The 25,985-nt window shown below is 53.6% G+C and carries 25 protein-coding genes; 12 read left to right on the forward strand and 13 right to left on the reverse strand.

Annotated elements, in window-relative coordinates:
* Positions 1–36: 36 nt before the first annotated feature.
* Together glpQ and glpT are read right to left on the reverse strand one after the other, a co-directional pair.
* Positions 37–1,104: a glycerophosphodiester phosphodiesterase gene (glpQ, locus tag OGV74_RS14825; RefSeq protein ID WP_003027612.1), complete on the reverse strand. Its 1,068-nt coding sequence runs from the start codon at positions 1,102–1,104 to the stop codon at positions 37–39.
* 3 nt (positions 1,105–1,107) lie between these two features.
* Entirely contained in the window at positions 1,108–2,466 is a 1,359-nt protein-coding gene (glpT, locus tag OGV74_RS14830; RefSeq protein WP_032949686.1) for a glycerol-3-phosphate transporter, read from the reverse strand.
* A gap of 270 nt (positions 2,467–2,736) precedes the next feature.
* On the opposite strand from glpT, the gene glpA reads away from it, so the two are divergent.
* From glpA to OGV74_RS14850, 4 genes are all read left to right on the forward strand, one after another.
* Entirely contained in the window at positions 2,737–4,365 is a 1,629-nt protein-coding gene (glpA, locus tag OGV74_RS14835) for an anaerobic glycerol-3-phosphate dehydrogenase subunit A (protein ID WP_086504365.1), read from the forward strand.
* Positions 4,355–5,614, forward strand: a complete 1,260-nt coding sequence (gene glpB, locus OGV74_RS14840) for a glycerol-3-phosphate dehydrogenase subunit GlpB (protein ID WP_086504366.1) — start codon at positions 4,355–4,357, stop codon at positions 5,612–5,614. The genes glpA and glpB overlap by 11 nt, the downstream gene beginning before the upstream one ends.
* Positions 5,611–6,801 carry an anaerobic glycerol-3-phosphate dehydrogenase subunit GlpC gene (gene glpC, locus OGV74_RS14845; protein WP_086504367.1) on the forward strand — a complete coding sequence of 397 codons (1,191 nt, stop codon included), beginning with the start codon at positions 5,611–5,613 and terminating at the stop codon, positions 6,799–6,801. The genes glpB and glpC overlap by 4 nt, the downstream gene beginning before the upstream one ends.
* 319 nt (positions 6,802–7,120) lie before the next feature.
* Positions 7,121–7,321, forward strand: a complete 201-nt coding sequence (locus tag OGV74_RS14850; protein WP_086504368.1) for an Rpn/YhgA-type helix-turn-helix domain-containing protein — start codon at positions 7,121–7,123, stop codon at positions 7,319–7,321.
* Between the two features lie 38 nt (positions 7,322–7,359).
* Here the strand turns inward: OGV74_RS14850 and OGV74_RS14855 are convergent, their stop codons facing one another.
* Together OGV74_RS14855 and OGV74_RS14860 are read right to left on the reverse strand one after the other, a co-directional pair.
* Entirely contained in the window at positions 7,360–8,556 is a 1,197-nt protein-coding gene (locus OGV74_RS14855; protein WP_086504369.1) for a nicotinamide mononucleotide deamidase-related protein YfaY, read from the reverse strand.
* A 79-nt stretch (positions 8,557–8,635) separates the two neighbouring features.
* Positions 8,636–9,178 (reverse strand): YfaZ family protein, encoded by a 543-nt coding sequence (locus tag OGV74_RS14860; RefSeq protein ID WP_003027640.1) that lies wholly within the window; start codon positions 9,176–9,178, stop codon positions 8,636–8,638.
* Positions 9,179–9,495: 317 nt separating this feature from the next.
* Between OGV74_RS14860 and nudI the strand changes: the two genes are divergently transcribed.
* The 8 genes from nudI to arnF all read left to right on the forward strand — a co-directional run bounded on the left by nudI (position 9,496) and on the right by arnF (position 17,582).
* The gene (gene nudI / locus OGV74_RS14865; protein ID WP_003027643.1) at positions 9,496–9,921 is read left to right on the forward strand and encodes a nucleoside triphosphatase NudI; all 426 of its coding nucleotides are present in this window, start codon (positions 9,496–9,498) and stop codon (positions 9,919–9,921) included.
* A gap of 284 nt (positions 9,922–10,205) precedes the next feature.
* Positions 10,206–11,345 carry a UDP-4-amino-4-deoxy-L-arabinose aminotransferase gene (gene arnB / locus OGV74_RS14870; RefSeq protein ID WP_086504370.1) on the forward strand — a complete coding sequence of 380 codons (1,140 nt, stop codon included), beginning with the start codon at positions 10,206–10,208 and terminating at the stop codon, positions 11,343–11,345.
* A gap of 2 nt (positions 11,346–11,347) precedes the next feature.
* Complete coding sequence (gene arnC, locus OGV74_RS14875) at positions 11,348–12,331, forward strand: undecaprenyl-phosphate 4-deoxy-4-formamido-L-arabinose transferase (RefSeq protein ID WP_016150691.1); 984 nt, start codon at positions 11,348–11,350, stop codon at positions 12,329–12,331.
* Positions 12,328–14,310: a bifunctional UDP-4-amino-4-deoxy-L-arabinose formyltransferase/UDP-glucuronic acid oxidase ArnA gene (gene arnA / locus OGV74_RS14880; protein ID WP_086504371.1), complete on the forward strand. Its 1,983-nt coding sequence runs from the start codon at positions 12,328–12,330 to the stop codon at positions 14,308–14,310. Before arnC ends, arnA begins: the two co-directional genes overlap by 4 nt.
* Positions 14,307–15,209 carry a 4-deoxy-4-formamido-L-arabinose-phosphoundecaprenol deformylase gene (gene arnD, locus OGV74_RS14885; protein WP_003027653.1) on the forward strand — a complete coding sequence of 301 codons (903 nt, stop codon included), beginning with the start codon at positions 14,307–14,309 and terminating at the stop codon, positions 15,207–15,209. The genes arnA and arnD overlap by 4 nt, the downstream gene beginning before the upstream one ends.
* Positions 15,206–16,864, forward strand: a complete 1,659-nt coding sequence (gene arnT, locus OGV74_RS14890) for a lipid IV(A) 4-amino-4-deoxy-L-arabinosyltransferase (RefSeq protein WP_086504373.1) — start codon at positions 15,206–15,208, stop codon at positions 16,862–16,864. The genes arnD and arnT overlap by 4 nt, the downstream gene beginning before the upstream one ends.
* Positions 16,861–17,196: a 4-amino-4-deoxy-L-arabinose-phosphoundecaprenol flippase subunit ArnE gene (arnE, locus tag OGV74_RS14895; protein ID WP_003027661.1), complete on the forward strand. Its 336-nt coding sequence runs from the start codon at positions 16,861–16,863 to the stop codon at positions 17,194–17,196. The genes arnT and arnE overlap by 4 nt, the downstream gene beginning before the upstream one ends.
* On the forward strand, positions 17,196–17,582 hold the full coding sequence (gene arnF / locus OGV74_RS14900) for a 4-amino-4-deoxy-L-arabinose-phosphoundecaprenol flippase subunit ArnF (protein ID WP_086504374.1): 387 nt from the start codon (positions 17,196–17,198) through the stop codon (positions 17,580–17,582). Before arnE ends, arnF begins: the two co-directional genes overlap by 1 nt.
* 2 nt (positions 17,583–17,584) lie before the next feature.
* Here the strand turns inward: arnF and pmrD are convergent, their stop codons facing one another.
* The 9 genes from pmrD to OGV74_RS14945 form a co-directional block, all read right to left on the reverse strand.
* Entirely contained in the window at positions 17,585–17,848 is a 264-nt protein-coding gene (gene pmrD / locus OGV74_RS14905; RefSeq protein ID WP_048218323.1) for a signal transduction protein PmrD, read from the reverse strand.
* Between the two features lie 95 nt (positions 17,849–17,943).
* The gene (gene menE / locus OGV74_RS14910) at positions 17,944–19,368 is read right to left on the reverse strand and encodes an o-succinylbenzoate--CoA ligase (RefSeq protein ID WP_086504375.1); all 1,425 of its coding nucleotides are present in this window, start codon (positions 19,366–19,368) and stop codon (positions 17,944–17,946) included.
* The gene (menC, locus tag OGV74_RS14915) at positions 19,365–20,327 is read right to left on the reverse strand and encodes an o-succinylbenzoate synthase (RefSeq protein ID WP_086504376.1); all 963 of its coding nucleotides are present in this window, start codon (positions 20,325–20,327) and stop codon (positions 19,365–19,367) included. Before menC ends, menE begins: the two co-directional genes overlap by 4 nt.
* Positions 20,327–21,184 carry a 1,4-dihydroxy-2-naphthoyl-CoA synthase gene (menB, locus tag OGV74_RS14920; protein WP_003027671.1) on the reverse strand — a complete coding sequence of 286 codons (858 nt, stop codon included), beginning with the start codon at positions 21,182–21,184 and terminating at the stop codon, positions 20,327–20,329. The genes menC and menB overlap by 1 nt, the downstream gene beginning before the upstream one ends.
* Before the next feature lie 14 nt (positions 21,185–21,198).
* Complete coding sequence (gene menH, locus OGV74_RS14925) at positions 21,199–21,957, reverse strand: 2-succinyl-6-hydroxy-2,4-cyclohexadiene-1-carboxylate synthase (RefSeq protein ID WP_003027673.1); 759 nt, start codon at positions 21,955–21,957, stop codon at positions 21,199–21,201.
* Positions 21,954–23,624, reverse strand: a complete 1,671-nt coding sequence (gene menD / locus OGV74_RS14930; protein WP_003027675.1) for a 2-succinyl-5-enolpyruvyl-6-hydroxy-3-cyclohexene-1-carboxylic-acid synthase — start codon at positions 23,622–23,624, stop codon at positions 21,954–21,956. Before menD ends, menH begins: the two co-directional genes overlap by 4 nt.
* 84 nt (positions 23,625–23,708) lie before the next feature.
* Positions 23,709–25,007: an isochorismate synthase MenF gene (gene menF, locus OGV74_RS14935; RefSeq protein WP_086504377.1), complete on the reverse strand. Its 1,299-nt coding sequence runs from the start codon at positions 25,005–25,007 to the stop codon at positions 23,709–23,711.
* A 104-nt stretch (positions 25,008–25,111) separates the two neighbouring features.
* Positions 25,112–25,417, reverse strand: a complete 306-nt coding sequence (elaB, locus tag OGV74_RS14940) for a stress response protein ElaB (protein ID WP_003027683.1) — start codon at positions 25,415–25,417, stop codon at positions 25,112–25,114.
* Positions 25,418–25,480: 63 nt separating this feature from the next.
* Positions 25,481–25,942, reverse strand: coding sequence for a GNAT family N-acetyltransferase (locus OGV74_RS14945; RefSeq protein WP_003027684.1), 462 nt, complete (start codon positions 25,940–25,942; stop codon positions 25,481–25,483).
* Positions 25,943–25,985: the final 43 nt, after the last annotated feature.

The following is a 25,985-nucleotide window of genomic DNA, read 5'->3' on the forward strand; positions in this document are numbered from 1 at the left end:
GCCTGTGACCGGAGGTGCATCACAGGCCTTATGCCATTACTCTTTATTCAGGAATTTCACTGCTTTGTCGGGGAAGTCGGTGAACAGCCCGTCAACACCCGCTTTGTTATAAAGAATGTCATACAGCTGGTTTACGTCAGTGGTGTAATCCGGCAACTGATCGGCGCGAACGGTATAAGGATGCACCACCATCTTATTCTGATGTGCGTCCTGCACCATGCCAGTTAACGAGATATTGCCCTTCTTCGACTTCTCATCAATCAGCATGTGGTAGTCCGGCCCAATGCCGTCCGCATACTGCGCAACCTGCTTCATGGCACCCGGTTTAAACATCCAGTCGTAGTTGTAATTAACCCAACTGCCGTCTGGCTTTTTCTCCTGAGTTTCATTCCAGTCAGTGTACGCAATCAACTGTACCAGATTGAGATCCATCCCCATCTTCGGTTCCAGTTCATTCTTAATGCGCTTTAACTCTGCGACATCAAAACACTGCAGATAGACCTTATCGTTCTTGTCGGTGTACCCGTACTTTTTCAGTACTTCCAGCGTTTTAGCCGCAATGTCTTTCCCTTCCTGATGATGGAACCACGGCGCTTTCATTTCCGGGTAGATGCCGATGTTTTTACCGGTTGAATGATTTAATCCCTGAACGAACTCAATCTCTTCTTCGAAAGTGTGCACACGGAAATCAGATTTACCCATCGGGAAACGCCCCGGGTAGGTCTGGACCTTTTTGCCATTTTCGATATCAAAGCCTTCGGTAAATTTCAGCGACTTAATCTCATCCAGCGTAAAGTCGATAGCATAGTAACGCCCATCTTTACGCGCACGATCCGGGAAACGCTCGGCAACATCGGTGACGCGGTCAAGATAGTGGTCATGCAGGACGACCAGATGGTCGTCCTTAGTCATCACCAAATCCTGTTCCAGGTAATCCGCTCCCTGAGCATAGGCCATCGCTTTCGCAGGTAACGTATGCTCCGGTAGATAACCGCTGGCGCCACGGTGCGCAATCACGATTTTATCTGCGGCAAGCGCCGCGCTGCTCACAACCATACCTGCCAGCATCAGCGCCACGCTGAGACTTTTCAATGTGGTTTTCATCTATTAGCCCCCGTTACGCTTGAGCTGCATCTCTTCGTGATGGCGTTTTTCGCCAATCATGACGACTACCAGCAGAATAACCGCCAGCACGCTACCACCAATCATCACCATAAAGCCGCCGTCCCAACCGAAGAAGTCAACGGTGTAGCCGACAATGGCGCTCGCAGCCACAGAACCGCCGAGATAACCGAACAGACCAGTAAAGCCAGCCGCCGTACCTGCCGCTTTTTTCGGTGCTAGTTCCAGCGCATGCAGACCAATCAACATGACCGGGCCGTAGATCAGGAAGCCGATGATAATCATACAAGCCATATCTACGTTCGGGTTGCCTGCCGGGTTCATCCAGTAAACGATGGTCGCAATCGTCACCAGCGTCATAAAGAACACGCCGGTCGCACCACGGTTACCACGGAAGACTTTATCCGACATCCAGCCACACAGCAGCGTGCCCGGAATCCCCGCATATTCATACAGGAAGTAGGCCCAGGATGATTTATCCAGTGCAAAATGCTTCACTTCTTTCAGGTAAGTCGGCGACCAGTCCAGGATGCCGTAGCGCAGCAGATAAACAAACACGTTGGCGATAGCGATGTACCACAACAGTTTGTTCGGCAGTACGTACTGCATGAAGATCTGCTTCGCAGTCAGCTCTTCTTCCGCTTTCTCGTTGTAATCGTCCGGATAATCGTTCTTGTACTCTTCGATTGGCGGCAGACCACAGGACTGCGGAGTGTCACGCATCAGAGCAAAAGCAAACAGCGCGACGACGATCGCACCGAAAGCAGGCATGTACAGCGCCGCTTTCCAGTCATTGAACCAGGCCATACCCAGCAGGAATAACAGAGGAGGCAGACCGCCACCCACGTTATGCGCACAGTTCCAAACGGAAACGATGCCGCCACGCTCTTTCTGCGACCACCAGTGCACCATGGTACGACCACACGGCGGCCATCCCATCCCCTGGAACCATCCGCAGAGGAACAGCAGCACAAACATAATCGCAATGCTCGATGTCGCCCACGGTACAAAGCCCATAAACAACATCACTGCCGCAGCCAGTATCAGACCCGCAGGCAGGAAAACGCGCGGATTCGAGCGATCCGAAACGGACCCCATAATGAATTTCGAAAATCCGTAAGCAATGGAGATACCGGACAACGCAAAACCCAGATCGCCACGCGAGAACCCCTGCTCAACCAGATACGGCATCGCAAGGGCAAAGTTCTTACGTACCAGATAGTACGCGGCATAACCAAAGAAAATCCCCAGAAAAATCTGCCAACGTAATCGACGATATGTCGGGTCGATCTCCGCTGCAGGTAAACGCGCCGTGTGTGACGCTGGTTTAAAAATGCTCAACATAGTGTAGCCTCCGTGGCCGTCTTTCATTCGAAGTAAACACTGCAGTTCGTCATTACTACCCTACCGCTCCCAGTGTGGCCGCGATGTTAAGGAAAGATACATAACAAAAATGTGAAACGCAGCACATATTGTTACAGATTTATGACAAATGTTCATAAAGGCGCACGAAATCACGTTTCATTTTCGAATAATGAGCGATTATGCGCGAAATCAAACAATCCATGTTTTTTATGTGGCTAAATGATAAAAAACGAACTGTGAGGAAAAACAATGAAAACTCGCGACTCGCAAACAAGTGACGTGATTATCATTGGTGGAGGAGCAACAGGTGCAGGGATCGCACGCGATTGTGCGCTGCGCGGGTTGCGCGTCATCTTAGTGGAACGCCACGATATCGCCACAGGTGCGACCGGGCGCAACCACGGCCTGCTGCACAGCGGTGCACGCTACGCCGTCACCGACGCTGAATCTGCCCGTGAGTGCATCAGCGAAAACCAAATTCTGAAACGTATCGCCCGCCATTGCGTTGAGCCAACGGACGGTCTGTTTATTACCCTGCCGGAGGATGAGCTCTCCTTTCAGGCGACCTTTATTCGCGCCTGTGAAGAGGCAGGGATTCGCGCAGAAGCAATTGACCCTAAGCAGGCACGTATTATCGAACCTTCCGTTAACCCACAGCTGATTGGTGCGGTAAAAGTGCCGGACGGCACGGTTGATCCTTTCCGCTTAACCGCCGCCAACATGCTGGATGCGCGTGAGCATGGCGCGGTTATCTTAACGGCGCATGAAGTCACGGGACTTATCCGTGAAGGGGCAACGGTTTGCGGCGTTAACGTGCGCAATCATCTGACGGGCGAAATGCAGTCCCTGCATGCACCAGTTGTCGTCAACGCCGCCGGGATCTGGGGTCAACGCATTGCGGAATATGCCGATCTGAGCATCCGTATGTTCCCGGCTAAAGGTTCGCTGCTGATTATGGATCATCGGATTAACCAGCATGTCATCAACCGCTGCCGTAAACCGTCTGATGCCGATATTCTGGTGCCAGGCGATACCATCTCATTGATCGGTACCACCTCGCAGCACATTGATTACGATGATATCGACAGCAACCGTGTCACCGCAGAAGAAGTCGACATTCTGCTGCGTGAAGGCGAGAAACTGGCACCGATTATGGCAAAAACGCGCATTTTACGCGCCTACTCCGGCGTGCGTCCGCTGGTGGCCAGCGACGACGATCCCACCGGTCGTAACGTCAGCCGTGGGATTGTACTGTTCGATCACGCAGAGCGTGATGGACTGGAAGGGTTTATCACCATTACCGGCGGTAAACTGATGACCTACCGCCTGATGGCGGAATGGGCCACCGATGCCGTTTGCCGTAAGCTGGGCAACACCCAGCCTTGCACAACCGCAGACACCGCGCTGCCTGGCTCACAGGAATCTACCGAGCATACGCTTAAACGTGTGATCTCATTGCCCGCGCCACTGCGCGGCTCGGCAGTCTACCGTCACGGCGATCGCACCCCGGTGTGGCTTAGCGAAGGCCGTCAACATCGCAGCCTGGTCTGTGAATGCGAAGCGGTCACCGCAGGCGAAGTGCAATACGCCGTCGAGAATTTAACCGTCAACAGCCTGCTGGATTTGCGTCGCCGTACCCGTGTTGGAATGGGGACCTGCCAGGGCGAATTGTGTGCCTGCCGCGCCGCAGGTTTGCTGCAACGTTTTAACGTCACCACCGCTGCACAATCTATTACCCAGCTTTCCGACTTCCTCAACGAGCGCTGGAAAGGCGTGCAGCCTATCGCCTGGGGAGATGCGCTGCGCGAAAGCGAATTCACGCGCTGGGTCTATCAGGGATTGTGTGGTCTGGAAAAGGAGCACCAGGATGAAATTTGATACCGTCATTATCGGCGGCGGCCTGGCCGGGTTGCTGTGCGGTCTGCAACTGCAAAAAAGCGGTTTGCGCTGCACGATTGTCACTCGCGGTCAAAGCGCCCTGCATTTTTCCTCCGGCTCACTGGATTTGCTCAGCAACTTACCCGATGGCCAACCGGTGACCGATATAGAAGCGGGTTTGGATGCGCTGCGCACTCAAGCACCCGCACATCCGTATAGCACCATCGGAACGCAGAACGTTCTGGAACTGGCCCAGCAGGCGCAAAATTTACTGGAAGAATGCGGAACGCATTTGCAAGGCAACGTGCATCAGGCACATCAACGTGTTACCCCGCTGGGCACCCTGCGCTCAACCTGGTTAAGTTCCCCGGAAGTGCCGGTCTGGCCGCTGTCCGCGCAGCGTATATGCGTTGTAGGGATTAGCGGGTTACTGGATTTTCAGGCGCATCTCGCCGCGGCGTCATTACGCCAACGTAATCTCAGCGTCGAGACGGCAGAAATCGAACTGCCGGAACTGGATGTCCTGCGTGATAACCCAACCGAGTTTCGCGCCGTTAATATTGCGCGCCTGCTGGATAACGAAGATAAATGGTCGCTGCTCTATGACGCATTGCTGCCAATGGCAAAAACCTGCGACATGATAATCATGCCGGCCTGCTTTGGTCTGGCAGATGAGCGACTCTGGCAGTGGCTGAATGAGCGCCTTCCCTGCTCGCTGTCGCTGTTACCGACCCTACCGCCTTCGGTACTGGGCATGCGTTTGCACAACAAATTGCAGCGCCAGTTTGTGCGCCATGGCGGTGTGTGGATGCCGGGTGATGAAGTGAAGAAAATCACCTGTCAGGACGGCGTGGTCAGCGAAATCTGGACCCGGAACCATGCCGATATTCCTTTGCGGCCGCGTTTCGCCGTGCTCGCCAGCGGCAGTTTCTTCAGCAGTGGACTGGTCGCCACCCGTGAGGCAATCCACGAACCAATCCTGGGACTGGATGTGCAGCAAACCGCTACCCGCGCCGAGTGGTATCAGCGTGATGTCTTCGCCCCACAACCGTGGCAACAGTTTGGCGTCACAACCGATGCCGCCCTACGCCCGTCACTGGCGGGAAAAACGATAGAGAATATGTATGCCATCGGTTCCGTTCTCGGCGGATTCGACCCTATCGCCCAGGGTTGCGGAGGCGGCGTGTGCGCAGTCAGCGCTTTACATGCCGCACATCATATTGCGAAACGTGCAGGAGGTGAGCAATGAGCGACACACGTTTTGAAAGTTGTATCAAATGTACGGTGTGTACCACTGCCTGCCCGGTAAGTCGCGTCAATCCAAACTACCCTGGCCCTAAACAGGCTGGACCGGACGGCGAACGTCTGCGTCTGAAAGATGGCGCGCTATATGACGATGCGCTGAAATACTGCATCAACTGTAAGCGCTGCGAAGTGGCTTGCCCGTCAGATGTGAAAATTGGCGATATCATCCAGCGCGCACGCGCCAAATATGACACCACGCGTCCGTCGATACGTAACTTTGTCTTAAGCCATACCGATTTAATGGGTAGCGTCTCCACACCTTTCGCCCCGATAGTGAACACGGCTACGTCACTAAAACCGGTACGTCAGTTGCTGGATTACGCGCTAAAAATCGATCATCGCCGTACGCTGCCGAAATACTCTTTTGGCACCTTCCGCCGCTGGTATCGCAGCGTTGCCGCCGAGCAGGCGCAATATCAGGATCAGGTCGCCTTTTTTCACGGCTGCTTTGTCAACTACAACCATCCACAGCTGGGCAAAGACCTGATCAAGGTGTTGAATGCGATGGGAACCGGTGTGCAACTGCTGAGTAAAGAGAAATGCTGTGGCGTGCCGCTGATTGCTAACGGATTTACAGATAAAGCGCGTAAGCAGGCGGTCAGCAACGTGGCCTCACTCCGGGAAGCGATTGATGGCAAAGGCATTCCGGTGATCGCCACCTCATCAACCTGTACCTTTGCGCTACGTGATGAATATCCGGAAGTGCTGGATGTCGACAACTCAGGCCTGCGAGAACACATTGAACTGGCAACCCGCTGGCTGTGGCGCAAGCTGGATGAAGGTAAAACGCTGCCGCTGAAAACGCTGCCGCTGAAGGTGATCTATCACACGCCATGCCATATGGAGAAAATGGGCTGGACGCTCTACACGCTGGAGCTACTGAGACAAATTCCGGGGCTGGAGCTGACAGTGCTGGATTCTCAGTGTTGTGGGATTGCCGGGACTTACGGCTTTAAAAAGGAAAACTATCCGACTTCACAGTCTATTGGCGCACCGTTATTCCGCCAAATTGAAGAAAGCGGCGCTGATATCGTCGTCACCGACTGCGAAACCTGTAAATGGCAGATTGAGATGTCTACCAGTAAGCGTTGCGAACATCCCATCACCCTGCTTGCCAAAGCGTTGGGGTAACTCAGTTGCCCGGTGGTGTTTGCTACCGGGCATTTTTTTGCGTAGCCCGTTCCGCTTAATTGAATACGTTGCAGTCGGACATATTTATCTCTGATTCATCCACGCAAAGACCCCATTTCCCGCATGCAGCGCATATTAAAAGTGGATATCGTCACGCCATCTTCTCTATTAGTTGCAAGCACTATTAGTTACAAGCACCGCTAATGACAGCCAGCTACAAACGCTATTTAATTACCTGCTACGGTACGGTGACGTTTCTCACGTCAGCGAATTTATCCATGAAGTTGCCGAACGTTCCCCCCATCATAAGGAGAGGTTGATGACAATCGCAGAGAGGCTAAAACAAGAAGGTCACCACAATGGGCTACAACAAGGGATACAGCAAGGATTAGCGCAAGGAGTACAGAAAGGTACACAAGAAGAAGCCTTACGTATCGCGTGCATGATGCTGGAAAATGGAATTGATCGTGATTTGGTTCGGTTAATTACTGGGCTATTGCCTGACGATGTCACAGAATGAGTCAGATTGGGAAGGTTTGTAACCTTCCCTGTTAATAATTAAATCGTGAGCGACTCAACCACTTCGATCCAGCCGTGCTCGCTGGCAAGATCCTGATTGTTAAGCCAACGGCGCAGCATATTTAGCGCCATCATTGCGCACACTTCCTGACGAATCGACAAGCTGTAGCGATTAGCGTTCAGCCGAACGCGCAAACCATATGTCCCATTGGGGGTGGCCAGCGCAAAGTTAATATGTTCGTTTTCGAAAGCTGATATCGCCAAAGCCAGCCCGGCATAATGTTTGCTACGTCGCTCGGTTACCCAATGCGCCGTTTGAGCCAGCGTTTCTTCCTGGGGCGGAACAACTTCACTCGCCAACAACGGAGCATTAGCGCGAGAAAGCTGCAACGCGACCAGACCACCGGTAAATTGTTCGCTCAGCGTCAGGCTGTATTGCCGTTCCTGTAACGTGCGGGCAATTTGTTCGGGCAAGCCTTCCGTACCTTCGAAAATCATATTCTGTCCGGCAACTCGCTTAACTTCTGGCCACAGCGCCAGCATCGCTTCACGTTGGGAATCCGGCCCGGTCAGCTTCAGCTCAATAATCGGCATTGAGGAGCGATATCCCATTGTTACGCCCGGTGGCAAAGTCAGCGGATCCAGGCTTTGTGCCAGCTCGCTTTCAGAACGGCCAAAGGTGGTTAATCGCAGGCATAACGGGGGCTGAGCCAAAGAGAAACGCTCACGCAAACGCGGCAGAATCTCATGCTCAACCATGACTTTGAATTCTGACGGTACACCCGGTGTAAAGAACATCAGACAGCGGTTAAGCTTCAGGGCGAACCCGCACGCGGTACCCACCGGATTATTGATAAACTCCGCGCTGGCGGGAAGTTCAGCCTGTTTGCGGTTACTTGGCGCCATCACGCGGCCACGATCGCGAAAATATCGTTCCATCTCGGCGAGCCATGCTTCATGCAACACCAACCCTTCGCCTTTTGCCGTTGCCGCTGCCAGCGCGCTCAAATCATCGCTGGTTGGCCCCAAACCGCCATTAACGATCAGTACATCGGCGTGTTCGCTACGCTCACGCAAAACGGCGACTAAATCGTTAAGATTGTCACCTACCGTGTTGCGGCGTGTTAGCGGTAAACCCTGATTAAAGAAAAAATCGGCCAGCCAGGCGGCATTGGTGTCGACGATTTGTCCGTGCAACACTTCATCCCCGGTGGATAGCATCTCCACGTTTAACATCGTGTTCTCCTGCTTTTATGATGAAAACACTATAACGCATGGAGGGGGGAAGGCGCGACTGAACGCCGCGCCAGAAATGTTAGAAGCTGGCGTTAACCCCAACGTACGGGCCATCAGCAATTGCGTTATCACGGTTACCATCTTTACCTGCCAGGTTCAGGTAACGATAACCGGCTTCGATGCTCAGCGGACGCATAATGGTCAAACGCGCACCGGCATTTGCTTCTTCATAGCTGTCGATACCGCTGGAAAGCGAATCAGGAGAGTAATAGTACTCACCAAACAGACGAATGCTGTCGCCGATCGGCCACTGTAAACCACCACCGACAGCCGCAGCATAACCTTCATCGCCATCGTTTGGATTGGTATAAACACCTTTACCACCAACGGTCGCCAACAGTGGACCCAGCGGGATATTCAGCCCCAGGCCCAGCCCAGCAACATCGCCGTCGTCATCATTATGCATCCAGTTGCCGCTGACGGCCAGACCGGTGGTCTCAGTACCCATACCGAATCCAAGGTTGGTGTAGTCTTCGCCAGCCTGACCGTTGATGCTAATCGCGTTTGCCGAAGCAGAAACAAACAGCATTCCGGCAAAACCCAACAGTAAACTTTTTTTCATTTTCTATCCTTTCCTGCAAGAATCAAAACATAGCCCCAAAACCGGTGAATTGTACTGTCAGATGACGAGGAATCAATGAGCTAAAAAAGCGATGCAAGACCATATTGTAACTAAATACTACTTAATGAGATTAGATAAGGTTAAATTTTTGTATGTAATCTATCATTCGCATCCCTGAACGCCATTTTCAACAACAATCAATTTTTCCTCGCCCGTACGGACTTAATCGTCGATGAAGCGTTTTTTCTCCAGCCAGCAAAAGGTAAGATAGGTGGATGATGGAATTCTTAATACCCGCCCCTGCAAGGACTTGACCTATGCGCCAAAGAACAATTGTTTGCCCATTAATTCAAAACGATGGCTGCTATTTACTCTGCAAAATGGCTGACGACCGCGGTGTGTTTCCCGGTCAGTGGGCGCTGTCTGGCGGTGGCGTTGAGCCGGGTGAGCGCATCGAAGAAGCTTTGCGCCGGGAAGTGAGAGAGGAGCTGGGCGAGCAGCTGGTGTTATCAGAAATTACGCCATGGACTTTCAGTGACGATATTCGTACTAAAACGTACGCGGATGGCAGCCAGGAAGAGATTTATATGATTTATCTCATCTTCGATTGTGTGGCAGCTAATCGTGAAGTGAACATTAACGAAGAGTTCCAGGCGTTCGCCTGGGTTAAAGCGGAAGATCTTGGCACCTACGACTTAAATATCGCCACACGTAAAACGTTAACCTTGAAAGGGTTACTGTAAGTCCCCCGAGTTTAAACGTAATATAAACAATGATCACATTAGCGGTATTGCTCTCAGCATTCAGCAACAGAGAACAATACCGCCATAATGACTAAAAACTCTTTATATTCAAACAAATAAACCACTCCCCACTGTCTTTGTTATTATCTCCCAAACCTTAAACCCTTAAGGATAAATTAACCTTCGGCCATTAACCTTTGTAGCCTGATGAAATAATTAACGACGCCCCTGTTTAGTCCTAAAAATAAAACTTCGGTAGCGTTAAATGGCTTGAAGGAATAATGATGTCTGACTTTTTGCCTTTCTCTCGCCCGGCAATGGGTGCTGAAGAGCTTGCCGCTGTAAAAGCGGTGCTGGACTCTGGATGGATAACCACTGGCCCGAAGAACCAACAGTTGGAAGAAGCCTTCTGCCAGCTCACAGGAAATCAACACGCCGTCGCCGTCTGCTCTGCCACGGCGGGTATGCACATCACACTGATGGCGTTGGGCATAGGTGCAGGCGATGAGGTCATTACGCCGTCGATGACGTGGGTTTCTACCCTCAACATGATTGTCCTGCTGGGTGCGACGCCAGTCATGGTCGACGTCGACCGCGATACGCTGATGGTCACACCTGAGCAAATTGAAGCCGCCATTACCCCACGAACCAAAGCCATTGTTCCAGTACATTACGCAGGCGCCCCCGCCGATCTTGACGCGATTTATACCATTGGCGAGCGTTATGGCATCCCGGTAATAGAAGATGCGGCCCATGCCGTAGGGACATTGTATAAGGGCCGTCATGTCGGTGCGCGCGGTACGGCAATCTTCTCGTTTCACGCCATCAAAAATATCACCTGTGCAGAAGGTGGACTGATTGTTACCGACGACAGCCAGCTTGCCCAGCGGCTTCGCAGCCTGAAGTTTCACGGTCTGGGCGTTGATGCTTTTGATCGACAAACCTATGGCCGGGCACCGCAGGCCGAAGTGCTTGCGCCAGGATACAAATACAACCTGACGGATATCAATGCCGCTATTGCGTTGGTACAGCTGAATAAGCTGGAGCAACTGAATTCACGCCGGGCGCAAATTGCCCAGCAATATCAGCAGGCGCTGGCTGATACGCCATTTCAACCGCTGGACCTGCCCCGGTGGCCGCACGTTCATGCCTGGCACTTATTCATCATTCGTGTTGACGAAACCCGCTGCGGGCTGAGCAGAGATGCCCTGATGGAAGCGCTGAAGACTAAAGATATCGGCACCGGTCTGCATTTTCGTGCAGCCCATACGCAAAAATATTATCGCGAACGCTTCACTACCCTTTCGCTCCCAAATACTGAATGGAACAGCGCGCGCATCTGCTCGCTGCCGTTATTCCCAGACATGACCGAAGCGGATACCCAGCGGGTCATTACGGCACTTCGCGAGATTGCAGGACAATAACCATGTTTGAAGCAGCACCAATCAAAAAAGTCTCGGTGGTCATTCCCGTTTTTAATGAACAGGAAAGCCTGCCAGAGTTAATCAGACGCACCAGCGCCGCCTGCGAGAAATTGGGTAAAGACTATGAAATTCTGCTAATCGACGACGGCAGCAGTGACAATTCCGCTCAGTTGATGATGGACGCCTCTCAGGCACCAAACAGCCATATTGTTTCTATTTTGCTGAATCGCAATTACGGGCAACACTCGGCGATTATGGCCGGTTTCAGCCATGTCACCGGGGACTTGATCATCACACTGGATGCCGATTTGCAAAACCCACCGGAGGAGATCCCTCGGTTGGTCGCCACAGCAGATGAGGGGTTCGATGTGGTGGGCACGGTGCGCCAGAACCGGCAGGACAGCGTATTTCGTAAGACCGCCTCACGAATGATCAACCATCTGATCCAACGAACCACCGGTAAAGCAATGGGCGACTACGGCTGCATGCTACGCGCCTATCGCCGTCACATCGTCGATGCCATGCTGCATTGCCAGGAGCGCAGCACCTTTATCCCTATTCTGGCCAACATTTTTGCCCGTCGCGCTACGGAGATCCCGGTACATCATGCAGAGCGCGAATTTGGTGACTCCAAATACAGCTTCATGCGTCTGATCAACCTGATGTATGACCTGGTGACTTGCCTTACCACAACACCGCTTCGCATGCTGAGTCTGTTAGGCAGCGTGATCGCCGCCACGGGCTTTACCTTATCAGTCTTGCTTGTTGTTCTGCGCCTGACGCTCGGCCCACAGTGGGCAGCGGAAGGGGTATTCATGCTGTTTGCCGTCCTGTTTACCTTTATCGGCGCACAGTTTATTGGCATGGGTTTACTCGGCGAATATATCGGTCGCATCTATAACGATGTCCGCGCCCGCCCCCGCTATTTTGTTCAACACGTTATCCGCCCACAAACCACGCAGTCAACCGAGGAAAACCGCGCATGAAAGCCGTCGTATTTGCCTATCACGATATGGGATGTCAGGGTGTCCAGGCCTTGTTGGATGCAGGTTATGAAATCGCTGCCATTTTTACGCACACCGACAATCCGGGTGAAAAAGCGTTTTTTGGATCTGTTTCCCGCCTCGCAGCCAGCGCCGGTATTCCGGTTTACGCCCCGGACGAGGTTAATCATCCCCTGTGGATTGAGCGCATTAGCCAACTGGCACCCGATGTTATCTTCTCGTTCTACTATCGCCATTTACTGAGTGATGAGATCCTCAGCCTTGCCCCTAAGGGTGCATTTAATCTGCACGGCTCGCTACTGCCGAAATACCGTGGCCGCGCGCCGCTGAACTGGGTACTGGTCAATGGTGAAACCGAAACCGGCGTCACGCTTCACCGGATGGTCAAACGTGCGGATGCGGGCGCCATTGTCGCCCAGCAGCGGGTTGCTATTTCGCCCGATGATGTGGCGTTAACGCTGCACCATAAGTTGTGCCAGGCTGCGCGTCAGTTACTGGAAGAGACGCTGCCCGCGATTAAAACGGGAGATTATGCAGAACACCCCCAACAGGAAGCAGAGGCGACCTGTTTTGGTCGCCGTACGCCGGAAGATAGCTTCCTCGACTGGAACAAACCAGCCGCGGAGTTGCATAACCAGGTACGCGCCGTCAGCGATCCATGGCCGGGCGCATTTAGCTATGTTGGCACGCAAAAATTCACCGTCTGGTCGTCACGTGTTTGCAAAAATGACCGCGCAGCCCAGCCAGGAACCGTCATCTCCGTTTCTCCTTTGCTGATCGCCTGCGCTGATGGCGCACTGGAGATTATTACCGGGCAAGCTGGCGATGGTATTGCCATGCAGGGGTCACAGCTGGCGCAGGTTCTGGGCCTGGTACCAGGTTCTCGCCTGAACAGCCAGTCAGTTACTACCGCTAAACGCCGTACTCGCGTGCTGATCCTTGGCGTCAATGGCTTCATTGGTAACCATCTGACCGAACGTCTGTTGCAAGAAGACAATTACGAAGTGTATGGACTCGACATTGGCAGCGATGCCATTAGTCGTTTTCTGCAGCATCCACGATTCCATTTCGTCGAAGGCGATATCAGCATTCACTCCGAATGGATTGAATATCATGTGAAAAAATGCGACGTCGTGCTGCCGCTGGTAGCGATCGCCACGCCAATCGAATATACCCGCAACCCGCTGCGCGTGTTTGAGCTCGATTTTGAAGAGAACCTGAAAATCATTCGCTACTGCGTGAAATACCGTAAGCGCATCATTTTCCCGTCAACCTCCGAAGTCTACGGCATGTGTACCGACAAAGTTTTTGATGAAGACAGCTCGAACCTGATCGTCGGTCCGGTCAATAAACCACGCTGGATCTACTCCGTTTCCAAGCAGTTGCTGGACCGCGTAATTTGGGCATACGGCGAAAAAGAGGGATTGCGCTTCACCCTGTTCCGTCCGTTTAACTGGATGGGACCGCGTCTGGACAGCCTTAACGCCGCGCGTATCGGCAGCTCACGCGCCATTACTCAATTGATCCTCAATCTGGTGGAAGGTTCACCTATTAAGCTGATTGAAGGCGGTAAGCAAAAACGCTGCTTTACTGATATTCGCGATGGTATCGAAGCCCTGTACCGCATCATTGAAAACGAAGGCGGACGCTGCGATGGCGAAATTATCAACATCGGTAATCCGGAGAATGAGGCCAGTATTCAGGAACTGGCAGAAATGCTGCTTACCTGCTTTGAAAAACACCCATTACGCAACCACTTCCCGCCGTTTGCCGGTTTCCGTGACGTCGAAAGCAGCAGCTACTATGGTAAAGGTTATCAGGACGTTGAGCATCGTAAGCCCAACATTCGTAATGCAAAACGCTGCCTGAACTGGGAGCCCACCATTGAGATGCAGGAAACGGTAGAAGAGACGCTGGACTTCTTCTTACGCAGTGTGGATATCACGGAACACACATCATGACCAAAGTAGGCTTGCGCATTGATGTCGATACTTTCCGGGGGACGCGCGAAGGTGTGCCCCGCCTGTTGGAGACATTGAACCGGCATAACGTTCGGGCAAGTTTTTTCTTTAGCGTTGGACCTGACAACATGGGGCGCCATCTCTGGCGTCTTGTGAAGCCACAATTTCTGTGGAAGATGCTGCGTTCAAACGCAGCATCGCTCTACGGATGGGATATATTGCTCGCGGGAACCGCGTGGCCGGGAAAAGAGATTGGCCAGGCCAATGCGGCGATCATTGCGCAAACCGCCCTGATTCATGAAACCGGTTTGCATGCCTGGGATCACCATGCCTGGCAAGCGCGAAGCGGAAACTGGAATGATAAACAGCTGATTGATGATATTTCACGAGGCATTACCGCCCTTGAAGCCATCATCGGACAACCGGTTACCTGTTCTGCGGTTGCCGGATGGCGTGCCGACAACCGCGTCGTCGAGGCAAAAGAAACGTTCCATTTACGCTATAACAGCGACTGTCGGGGAACGTCGTTATTTCGTCCTGTACTGGCGTCCGGGAAAACAGGTACGCCGCAAATTCCCGTCACGTTACCAACATGGGATGAAGTGGTTGGTCAGGAGGTCCAGGCGGTGGACTTCAACGCTTATATTCTCTCCCACATCCAGATGAGCAGAGGAACACCGGTGTACACCATTCATGCGGAAGTTGAAGGCATCGCCTTTCATCAGAATTTTGACGAGCTGCTTACTCGCGCCGCCGACATGGGGATGACATTTTGCCCGCTTGGCGAGCTGTTACCAGACGATATCAGCACGCTGCCAACAGGGCAGATCGTGCGGGGAAAAATACCGGGCAGAGAGGGATGGCTCGGCTGCCAACAACCGGTGAGTGCGACACAATGAAACCTGCTGCCCGCTACACTCTGGCCTGTATCGCGTTTATTGCGCTGTATTTTATTCTCCCTATCAACAGTCGCCTGCTCTGGCAGCCTGATGAAACGCGCTATGCCGAAATCAGTCGGGAAATGCTGACGTCCGGCGACTGGATCGTGCCGCACTTTTTAGGACTCCGTTACTTCGAAAAACCGATTGCCGGATATTGGTTAAACAGCATCGGACAATGGCTATTTGGTGCTAATAATTTTGGCGTCAGAGCGGGGGCTATTTTTGCCACCTTGCTGACGGCGCTACTGGTAGCCTGGCTTGCCATGCGGTTATGGCAGGATAAGCGTACCGCCGTACTCTCTTCTGCTATCTTTTTAACGTTCTTTTCAGTTTACAGCATCGGTACCTACGCGGTACTTGATCCCATAATTGCGCTTTGGCTGATGGCGGGCATGTGCTGTTTTTGGGAAGGCATGCAGGCCACCACCAGAACGCGCAAAATCATCGCTTTTTTGCTGTTAGGGTTAACCTGCGGCATGGGCGTGATGACTAAGGGCTTCCTTGCGCTTGCCGTTCCTGTGCTCAGCGTACTGCCGTGGGTTTTCGCACAAAAACGCTGGAAAGATCTCATACTCTACGGTCTGCTGGCGGTTATCGGCTGCGTCGTGATTGTGCTACCGTGGGGAATAGCGATTGCCCGGCGTGAGCCGGATTTCTGGCATTACTTCTTCTGGGTTGAACATATTCAACGCTTCGCACAGGATGATGCCCAACACAAGGCTCCCATCTGGTACTACATTCCGGTATTCGTGGCTGGCGCATTACCATGGCTCGGGCTGCTCCCCGGCGCGCTGCGTACGGGCTGGCGTGAGCGGGATGTTCCGCGCAGCGCGCTGTACCTGTTAAGCTGGATTGTCATGCCAATCCTGTTTTTCAGCATCGCCAAAGGAAAACTGCCGACCTATATTCTTTCTTGCTTCGCCCCGCTGGCAATATTAACGGCGCGTTTCGGCCTGCAGGCCGCGGAAAAAGGCTCCGCCGCACTGCGTGTGAATGGCTGGATCAACGTGCTGTTCGGCGTGACCGGCATTGTCGCCACATTTATTGTTTCCACATTGGGTCCGTTAAAGACGCCGGTCTGGTCGCATATCGAAACGTATAAGGTGTTTTGCGCGTGGGGCATTTTTATCACCTGGGCACTGTTCGGCTGGTATACGCTAAATAACCGCGAGAAGAACTGGAAATTCGCCGCGCTGTGTCCGCTGGGACTCGCGCTGTTGTTTGGTTTCTCAGTCCCTGACCGGGTGATGGAGTCTAAACAGCCGCAGTTTTTTGTCGAGATGACTAAAGAGTCGCTGGAGTCGAGCCGTTACATTCTCGCCGACAACGTTGGCGTTGCCGCAGGGCTGGCCTGGAGCCTGAAACGTGACGACATCATGATGTACGGCCAAACGGGCGAGTTAAAATATGGCCTCAACTACCCGGATGCTCAGGGGCGTTTTGTTAGTCGGGAAGACTTTGCCGACTGGTTAGCGCAACATCGTCAGCAAGGAAATATTACGCTCGTGCTCACGATTGATAAGGATGAAGATATTAATCAACTCGCTATCCCTCCCGCTGATTACATTGATAATCAGGGGCGACTGGTCCTGATTCAGTATCGGCCAAAATGATCTGGATAGCCTTAGTTCTCGCCAGCCTGCTCAGCGTCTGCGGCCAGCTATGCCAGAAGCAGGCGACCCGACCGGTGTCCGTTCGTGCGCGAAAACGCCACGTCACGCAATGGATTGGGCTTGCTCTGGCAAGCCTCGGTCTGGCCATGCTGCTATGGCTGGCGGTACTGCAGAACATTCCTGTCGGCATCGCCTACCCCATGCTGAGTCTTAACTTTGTATGGGTGACGCTGGCCGCGTGGAAAATCTGGCGCGAACCCGTCACTACACGCCACTGGCTGGGAGTTGGGCTGATCATTACCGGCATCTTTATTCTTGGGAGCGCAGTGTAATGGGCATCTTTTGGGGATTATGTAGCGTTATTATCACCTCCGCAGCCCAGTTGAGCCTCGGCTTCGCAATGGATAATCTGCCGCCAGTGATGCAGCCGCTGGCGTTCATCTCCGCCGTATTCTCTCTCAGTATTGGAGCGTTTGCTTTATCTGCCGGGCTGGCAGGCTATTTGCTGTCGGTTATATGCTGGCATAAAGCCCTGCACCAGCTCGCGCTGAGCAAAGCTTATGCCCTGCTCAGCCTGAGCTATGTGCTGGTTTGGGTTGCATCAATGATTCTGCCCGGCTGGCAGGGAACATTTTCAGTAAAGGCGCTGGTTGGGGTACTGTGCATCATGGCGGGTTTAATGACGATTTTTCTGCCTGCAGACAAGCACCGGCGCTGAGCTCATTTATCTGCCGACAGTCGTAACAGGCGCTCCCATTCGTCACATATGTACTGTCTGGCATCGATTATTTTAATCACGCGGGATGCATCACGATTAACACAATACTGCGCATCTTTCAGCGGTGACAGAAGATCGCCAGGTTTAACCCGCTCGAAAGATTGCGCCTCAGCGAGCATCTTAAGCGAACCACCACTATCGCAAAGTACGATATAGAGCCTCCCTGCTTTCTTGTGACAGCAAGACTTCTTCACATGCCATTCCATAGCGCACCTTTTGTTAAAAAATTTCACAATAGGTTACACTTTAGCAGATAAACAAAAGGACAATAGCTGCGGAATGACAAAAATGAGAAATGTAATTAATGCTTTCTTAATGTTAATGATGAAGCACTTACCCAATCCGACAACGCACGACGCGAGATTTTAATCCCTCCGGCTTTAAGCTCGGGTGGCAATGTCAACCAACATACCGGTTGCTGAAAGCGGGCCAGCTTATCTTTTACCCACTCTGCCAGATTAGTTTCTCCAGCATTAGCGTCATACTCAACGACCGCCACCGGGCGATGGCCAAATTCTTTGTCTTCTATCGGCACAATAAAGGCCTGCAGAACATGTGGGTGTGCGGCAATCACGCGTTCCACCTCTTCCGGCTGTATGCCTTCCCCGCCGCTAAAGAACAGATTGTCCATACGACCGACAATGGTTAACTTGCCGTCCTTCAACACGCCGCGATCGCGGGTTGCAAACCAGCCTTCAGCGTTCACTAAAGGCATAAGCTGTCCGTTACGCCAGTAACCTTGCGCCATGCTGGCGGCTCGTAGCCAAACTTCGTCATTAACGATCCTGACTTCCCGCCCTGGTAAAGCAGAGCCCACATCCGCCAGGCCATCTGCCTCTTTCGCACAAACCGTAGAAGCAAACTCCGTCAATCCGTAACCGCACCAGCAACGAATCCCCTGTTCACGCGCCTGTTCCGTCAACTCAACAGGAATTGCCGCACCGCCCAGCAGCACCGCTTTTAGCGTGACTGGTGTGTTATTAACAAGTAAGCGCCACAGTTGCGTGGGCACCAGTGAAGCGTGAGTGCATCCAGCCAGCATTTGATCCAGCGGCTGTTTGTCGCGCACGGTCATTCGCGCTCCGGCGAACAACCATCGCCACAAAATGCCCTGCCCGGAAACATGAAACAGCGGCAATGAGAGCAGCCAGTCATCCTCAGCACCAAACGGCATTAATGACAGTACGCCCTGCGCGCTTGCCAGATGCGCCTGACAGGTATGCACCGCCGCCTTTGGTAATCCGGTAGAACCTGAGGTTAACGTCATCGTGCTCAAACGCTCGGGCAACCATGCGGTGGCGTGATCGCCTGGCAACGACTGCATCTGTAACAGGCTGAGTTCCGGGAGTGCGATAGCAGCCTCCAGATCCAGCGCAAAACGTAGCGTTAAGTCCGGGACCAGCGCATCAAGCAGCGACTGAGGCAACTGTGGGTTCACAGGTAAAACCCGCGCCCCACACTGCAGCAGCGCGAGCCAGGCCAGCAAAGCGCGCGGATGATTCCAGGCGCGAAGCAGGACGCCATCGCCTTCTTCCACGCCCTGAGCGGCAAAACCGCAGGCCAGATGGTCGATGCGCGCGCAGAGCTCGCTCCAGCTTAATACCTCATCGTTGAGGCGTAAGGCTGGCGCCTTCGCACGAACCTGTCGCCAGTTACGCCACGGCCAGTCACTGGGTTGTATCAGGCCCGATAAGCTCACGCTATCGGGCATTTCCTGCTTGATCATAGCAGACGTTCCAGCGCATCAACGTCGATACACGGCAATGCACTACCCGGCCAGGTGCGTACCTGCTGGCACTGCATCAGGCTCAGGGTATCCAGACCCGGGATGGTTTGCGGCGTCAACCAGGCGGCAATTCGCGCCAGCTGGGTTAAGCCCAGACTCGACTCGATTGACGAACTGATAACGGCAGTAAGACCAAGCGTATGCGCCGCTGCCACCTGTTCACGGACTTTATCGAGACTGCCGGTCAGCGTAGGTTTGATAACCACAGCCTTGACGCCCTCTTCGGCTTCGAAGGTGAAATCCGCTTCACGCAGACTTTCATCCCAGGCGATGGCAATGCCGGTTTCACGCGCGAAGGCACGAGAATCATCACGGGTTTTGCACGGTTCTTCGAGGAAGGCAATGCGTCCACGGTACTCCGGATTAACGTATTTCGCGAACTGCTGAGCTTTCAACGGCGTCCAGGCCCGGTTGGCGTCAAGTCGCAAATGCAGCTCCGGGATCGCCTCAAGTAACAGATTGGCTACCATGCCGTCGCGAACCGCTTCATACAGACCGACCTTAATCTTCGCCACTTTTTCGCCCGGCATGTCCGCCAGTTGCAGTACCAGATCGTCAGGATCGCCCGTACACAGCGGTGCAGCACGATAGTCTGCGTCCTGTGGCAATACGCCAGCCAGTTCGGCCAGCGCACAGCTTACGCCAAAGGCGACCGAAGGCAGTTGCGGTAAGGAGGCATCCCCTTGCAGCCAGCCTTTCACCCAGGCCAGCAACTCGGTTTGCGCTTCTTCCCAGCTTTCCTGACTGAAGCCCGGCAGCGGGGAGATTTCTCCCCACCCTTCACGCTCACCGTCACGAAGACATACGTATAACCCGTCACGCGTTTTTAACCGCCTGTCGCGCAGAATCACCCCCGCGTCCATGGGGATCTGCCAGCGGTATACCTGCGCGCTACGCATTACGGATTCCGTTTGAATTTGCTGAAATCAGGCTGACGTTTCTGGTTAAAGGCGTTACGGCCTTCCTGACCTTCTTCCGTCATGTAGAACAGCATAGTGGCGTTACCTGCCAGCTCCTGCAGACCTGCCTGACCATCACAGTCGGCGTTCAGTGCAGCTTTCAGGCAGCGCAGCGCCATTGGGCTGTTTTGCAGCATTTCGCGACACCAGCGTACTGTCTCTTTTTCCAGATCCGCCAGCGGAACCACGGTGTTGACCAGCCCCATATCCAGCGCCTGTTTCGCATCGTACTGACGGCACAGGAACCAGATTTCACGCGCTTTTTTCTGACCGACGATGCGCGCCATATAGGAAGCGCCCCAACCGCCGTCGAAGGAACCGACTTTAGGACCGGTCTGACCGAAGATGGCGTTTTCAGCCGCAATGGTCAGGTCACACATCATGTGCAGCACATGACCGCCGCCAATGGAGAAACCTGCAACCATCGCCACGACCGGTTTCGGACAGGTACGAATCTGACGCTGGAAGTCCAGCACGTTCAGGTGATGCACACCGGAGTCATCCTGGTATCCGCCGTAGTCGCCACGTACCTTCTGATCGCCGCCTGCGCAGAACGCTTTGTCGCCAGCACCGGTCAGAATAATTACGCCGATGTTGTCATCATAGCGGGCATCCGCCAGCGCCTGGATCATCTCTTTCACAGTGACCGGACGGAAGGCATTGCGTACCTGCGGACGATTAATGGTGATTTTTGCGATACCGTCGGTGGATTTCTCGTAAAGAATGTCGGTATAGCCTTCAGAGCAATCGTGCCATTCTACTGGTGCGTAAAGCATTGTTTCATCAGGATAGATCATAAAATGTCCTATAGTCAGCGACGCAGAATCTGAGCCAGACAGTCCACTACACCCGCGGGGTTGTCCCGATGCGCGTTGTGTCCGGCATTACGAATCACATGGTTTGGTACTGATATTTCCGCCGCCAGAGCGCGGAATTTATCGTCACGTTCACCACATAAATAATAAAACGGAAATGTGCACGTCGTGAGTTGCGCACGTAAATCAGGTTGTACGGCAAGCGAGGTGGCCTCCAGCATTGCCGCCAGCGTTTGCCCATTATTCTGGCTACGCAGAGCGACCAGCGCCTCTCTTTGTACCGTGTTCAGCGAGGAAAAAACGGGCTGTTGATACCAGTCATTAAACACCTCACGTAGCGGCTCTGCGCGAAAACGCGCAGCCCAGCGGCCATCCGAGAGACGACGCTGAACGCGCGCCTCTTCGCCTTGCAAGCCTGGATGTCCACCTTCAACCACCAGACCACAAAGCCCTGGCATCTCCTGACAGGCCGCCATCATCGCGACTCTGCCACCAAGAGAGTATCCCACCAGCCAGTAGTTGTGTATGTTGTAACTAAGTAGAGTATTACGCAGCAAAACGTTTACGTCATCGAATCCGCTCACGCTGATGTCAGCAGAGCCACCGTGTCCCGGCAGATCGATGTATAGCCGCGAATAATCCTGAAACGCTTCGCCGACCGTCTGCCATTCCCGACAATCGCCAGAGAAACCGTGCAGGAAAACCAGCCAGGGAAATCCCGTCTGGCCCTCTTTCGCCTGCGCATGCAGGATCATAGATGACTTACCTTCGCCAGCAGTTGCTGCAAGGTTTGCGCCCCGTCAGTTTCATTCACCACCAGCTCAATCACCGTGGCCGCAGGAGTACGCCAGGCGTTAGTCAACGCGCTCTCCAGTTGCTCCCAGTTTTCCGGGCGCTGGTATTTAAGGTTAAACATGGCGGCAGCATGCTCGAAATGTACGTTCTGCGGCATCAGATAGAACCGTTCGCGTTCGCTGGCTGGCGTCGGCAGCAGAGAAAAAATCTGTCCGCCGTTATTGTTGACCACTATCAGGACAAACGGTGCAGAAACCTGGCGCAATAACGCCAGCGCATTCAGGTCATACAATGCAGATAAATCGCCAACAATCGCCAGCGTCGATTTCGCGCTGGCACGCTGTACACCTGCTGCCGTTGACAGCAGGCCGTCAATACCGCTCGCGCCACGGTTGCTATAGACCGGGTAACCAGCCGGAAGCTGCGACAGCGCATCAATCAGGCGTACCACCAGACTGTTACCCACGAACAGCTGCCCCTGCTCCGGCAAGTATTCACGAATACGGTGGGCTAATTGCGCTTCACCAAACGCCTCACGACGGGCTTCTACCGCCTGCCAGGCCAGTTGCGCCAGACGAGGGATTTCCACGTGCCAGGGCTGACGTTTCTCCGCCGGATGCAGCTCCAGCCAGTCGCCAACTTTCGCCACCAGCCTGCGGCCACGATGGTGAGCCGGATCGAGGCGGCCTTCGATATTATCGACAATCCAGTATTCCTGCGGATCGCAGCTGGCCTGCCATTGCAGGAGTCGTTTTCCGGTCAGGCTGCTGCCAAGCTGCACCACAATCTGCGCCTGCTGTAACTCAGCTACCGCTTTCGCATTTCCCAGCCACAGGTCGGCGCACGGCAGCGGTTGTCCGGTTTGCGACAGAACATCACCAATCAGCGGCCAGCCTAACGTCTGCGCCCACTGCGCAACCTTCTTACCTTCTTCAGCGCTCATGCGGCCCGCAATGACTACGCCGCGTTTTTGTCGCCAGAAAAACCAGTCGCGCTGTTTGTCGCTTTCCAGCCGACGCGCTTCTCGCAGCCAGGGTTTATCGTCCTGCCACCAGTCGCCGAGGCGCTGCTGCCAGGCAATCCCCGTTTCGTCCATATCGCCATACAGCGGTTCCGCAAACGGGCAATTGATATGAACCGCCCCGCTATGCAGGGTTGCTAACGCATTATCAATAGTGGACACCAGCCAGCTTGCCGGAATGTCCTGAGTCGGACGCGGTAAAGAGAGCGTTTGCGATGGATGCGAGGCAAACATTCCGGCCTGACGAATCGCCTGGTTCGCACCACAGTCGATAAGCTCTGGCGGTCGGTCTGCCGTAAGTAAAATTAGTTTTTCACCGGTCAGGCCCGCTTCAATCAACGCGGGATATAAATTCGCCACCGCGGTACCGGACGTCACAATCACGGCGACAGGCTGACGGCTAACTTTTGCCAGACCTAAGGCCAGATGCCCAAGGCCACGCTCGTCAAAATGGGTGTGATGGATGAATGCGGGGTTTTCCGCTGCCGCCAGCGTCAACGGTGTAGAACGAGAGCCAGGGGCAATGCAGACATGCCTGACGCCGTGGCGAGTGAGTGCTTCCAGAATGACCGCCGCCCAGCGTCGGTTAAATGCGCTTACTGACATGAGATTGTCCGGTATCAATATTGCGACACAGTATAAAGAATCGAATAAATGGATTTTTGATATGAGTCGGTAATGTGTGACTCATTAGGCTTCCATCTGTAATAAAGTACGTAAACCCGCCGCTTTGTTGTCTATTTCTTGCCATTCCTGCTCAGGATCTGAACCACGTACGATCCCTGCCCCGGCATACAGGCGCACCACGTTTGCGCTAATTTTCGCCGAACGTAGTGACACGCAAAACTCACTTTGGCGCAGTGAAAGATAACCCGCAGAACCGGCATACCACTCACGTTCAAAGGGTTCATTTTGTTGGATGAATTCACGCGCCAGCTCTCGCGGAATACCGGCGACAGCCGCCGTGGGCTGGAGTTGCATCAGGCAAAGCGTATCGTCGGCCTGATTCAGTTCCGTCCAGATGCAACGGCGCAGGTGCTGCACTTTACGCAGCCTGAGCACCTGTGGCGGCAGCACGTCGAGAGTTTGCGTACAGCCTTGCAGGCGCTGGCAAATATCTTCAACCACCAGCATATTCTCACGCTGGTTTTTATCATCTTTCATTAGCCATTCACCCAACTGCCAGGCCCGATGATCCTCTGGATGATTGGCCACGGTTCCGGCCAGCGCCTCGGTGCGCAGCGCCGTGTCTCGCCGCCGATACAGACGCTCAGGGGAAGAGCCAAGAAAAGCGGAGTCGGCAGAGAATGCCATAAAGAAATGGTAGCAGTTCAGGTTTAAGCGACGGCTGGATGCCATCACGGCCGCGGCATTAACCGGCTGAGAAAACTGTAAGTCGGTCGCCCGCGCCAGCACGACCTTATCGAGGTCTTCTCCTGCGATCGTTTGGGTGGCGAGTTTTATCAGATTTGTCCAGCCCGCTTTATCTGGCCAGTTCTGTTCTCCCGTCAAACTGAGACGCAACGCGGGTAGCGGCTTAACATTGGCGAGCGATGAGATAAACGCCAGCGCCTGCGCGGCGTCGTCACGTAACGATACGTCGCTGTAGAGATGTAAGCGTAAGCTCGCCACTCCGGCGCAACGTCGCCACTCCAGCCGCGGCAGCAGCAAATTGCCACGCTGTGGCTCAAAGGCATTCAGGCCCCAGATGCGCAGGTCGGGATGATTATCATGCTGGTGTAAAAATTGCTGGGCCGATTCCAGCGAGGAAAATGCGGCGACGGCCCCTAATACGGCGGCCTCTTCGTCGCCGTTACGCTGCTGCCAGTAAAACTGGGGCCAGACGGGTTGACTGGCCAGCCATCCTAAAGCGTCAAACGCATCATTCAGTGGGAAAGGTATATCGTAAATACGAATTCCAGGTGCGGCTGGTATCTCTTGCGACAAATGACGCATCAGACTTTCCAGCGCAGTAGTGATTGAATGCACGCGGACCTCTCCCTGTTAAAAACCTCACATTATACGGGGTACTGAGCAGAAAAAGCAGTACCCCCAGTTAGGGAGTACGTACAAATGCGATGACAGAACGGAATTTATCGCCGTGCTAACAATAATCCCATCACTAAACCGACTGTGGCGCCAACGCCGATCCCGCGCCAGGGTTTTTCGTGCACATAATCATCCGCCCGACAAACAGCTTTTTTCGCACGGTAATAGTAGCTGTCAGAAGCATGGCTGACGCGATTTCTCACCTCTTCTAACGCCCGTTCTGCCCGCGCTTTTAACTCAAGGTATTTTTGATCTGCTGGGTCGCCAGAAGAACGCAGCACCTCTTCCAGCGTTTCACTTAATAATTCCAGATCATCATCGATACGTGATTCATAAGAATGAAAAGACATTATATTCTCCCTTTCAATTGACGTACCCGCTAACTATAGACAACCTGGACTGTTTGCGCCTGTTTACGCCTGATGTGCTTCCCGCGCCATTCCGACGTGTGGAATACCGTCTTCGTCATAGATATCCGTTACCGGAACAAAGCCAAAGCGCGCATAGAACGATTGCAGATGCGCCTGCGCGCCCAGATATAACGCCTTGTGTGGCCAGTGTTGCGCGCAGGATGCCAGCGTCTGGGCCATCAGCTGTTGCCCCAGTTTTTCACCGCGCAGCGCTTCGCTTACAATCACCCGACCAATCACCACCGGCTCCAGCTCGTCATCGCTTTTCAGAATCCTCGCATACGCCACCAGCTCATCGTTATGCCAGCCCAGAATATGGCGATTCTCTCCAACCAGGTCATCGCCATCCACATCCTGGTACGGACACTGTTGCTCAACTACAAACACCGCGCATCGCAACTGAAGTAGTGCGTACAGTTGTTGGGTACTCAGCTTTGCATGGTGGAGATCTTGCCAGTGAATCATTGTCTGCCCCTATGTTGTGATAACCTGAACACCCTGCCTTATT

Source organism: Citrobacter sp. Cf116 (assembly GCF_030336505.1).
GTDB classification, from domain to species: Bacteria; Pseudomonadota; Gammaproteobacteria; order Enterobacterales; family Enterobacteriaceae; genus Citrobacter; species Citrobacter freundii.